A 1667-nucleotide genomic window follows, 5' to 3' on the forward strand; every position below is an offset into this window, starting at 1 on the left:
GCCGGTCGAAGGGCAGGTCCTGGTGTGCCCAGGCGCCGAGGTCGGTCGCCCGGAACCGGTCGAGGAGTTCGCGGAAGAGCGGGTCGGCGGTGGCGTCTGTGGGCAGCACGAGGGTGTTGGCGAAGAACCCGACCAGGTCCTCCAGGGCTTCGTCGGTCCGCCCGGCGACGAGCGAGCCGAGGGGGATGTCGGTGCCCGCCCCGGAACGGGCCAGCAGGGCCACGGTGGCCGCCTGCGCCACCATGAACAGGGTCACGCCGTGCTCCCTGGCCAGGGTGCTGAGGGCCTGGTGGGTCTCCGCAGGGCAGTGCACGGTGTGGGTGGCGCCGCGGTAGGAGGCCACGACCGGGCGGGGCCGGCTGGTGGGCAGGGTGACCTCGGTGGGCAGCTGCGCGAGCGCCTCCCGCCAGTGGGCGAGCTGGTCCTCCTCGTGGTCGGCGAGCAGGTCCCGCTGCCAGAGGGAGTAGTCGGCGTACTGGGCCGGCAGCGGCTCCCACTCGGGGGCCGTGCCGTGGGCGCGGGCGGTGTAGGCGGCGCCGAGGTCCCGCATGAGGGGTGTGTTGGACCAGCCGTCGGAGGCGATGTGGTGCACGACCAGGACGAGGACGCTCCGGTTCGGTGCCAGGTCGAGGAGCACGGCGTGCAGGGGGAGTTCGGCGGCGAGGTCGAAGAGGTGCGCGGTCTCCTCCGCGAGCCGGGCGGGCAGCTCGTCGTCGGTGACGGTCGCGACGGTGAGCGGCACGGTGACCTGCTCGGGGTCGGCGATGTGCTGGCGCGGCTCGCCCTGGTGCACCGGGTAGCTGGTCCGGAGGACCTCGTGGCGGGCGATCACGTCCCCGAGCGCCTGCCGCAGCACCTCCTGGTCGACGGCGCCGGTGAGGCGTACGGCGAGGGGGATGTTGTACGTGGCGGACGGGCCCTCCATCTGGTCGAGGAACCAGAGGCGGCGCTGGGCGGCCGAGAGCGGGAGGTCGTCGTCGGACCGGCCGGCGGCGGTGAGCGCGGGGCGCGGGGCCTGTCCGGCGCCGGCGGTGATCAGCCGGGCGAGTCCGGCGACGGTCGGGTACCGGAAGAAGTCGCGGAGCGAGAGTTCGGTGGCGAGGGCGGTACGGACGCGGCCGACCAGGCGGGTGGCGAGGAGCGAGTGTCCGCCGAGGCGGAAGAAGTCGTCGTCGATGGAGACGGCGGGCTCGCCGAGGGCGTCGGCGAACAGACCGCACAGCACCTCCTCGACGGGGTTGCGCGGGGCCCGACCGTCGTCCTCGCCGGTCAGCACGGGCTGCGGCAGGGCGCGGCGGTCGAGCTTGCCGTTGGCGGTCAGGGGGAGTTCGGCGAGCGCGACGAAGGCGGAGGGGACCATGTACTCGGCGAGGCGCTCGGCGCTGTGGCCGTGGAGGGCCTCGGTGTCGATACGGGTGTGGAGGGCGGGGACGACGTAGGCGACGAGGCGCTTGTCGCCGGGCCGGTCCTCCCGCACGATCACCGCCGCCTGTGCCACCGAGTCGTGCGCGAGAAGCGCGGTCTCGATCTCACCGAGCTCGATCCGGAAACCACGCAGCTTCACCTGCTGGTCCGCACGCCCCTCGAAGACCACCTCACCGAACTCGTTCCACCGCGCCAGATCGCCCGTCCGGTACATCCGCTCACCCGCAGGACCGAACGGATCC

1 protein-coding gene is annotated in these 1667 nt (G+C 73.5%); it reads right to left on the reverse strand.

From position 1 onward, the window contains the following. On the reverse strand, positions 1-1667 hold a 1667-nt coding region (locus AOK00_RS04185), incomplete at both ends, for a condensation domain-containing protein (protein ID WP_254047233.1).

This window comes from Streptomyces aureus (assembly GCF_001418135.1).
Classification (GTDB): domain Bacteria; phylum Actinomycetota; class Actinomycetes; order Streptomycetales; family Streptomycetaceae; genus Streptomyces; species Streptomyces aureus_A.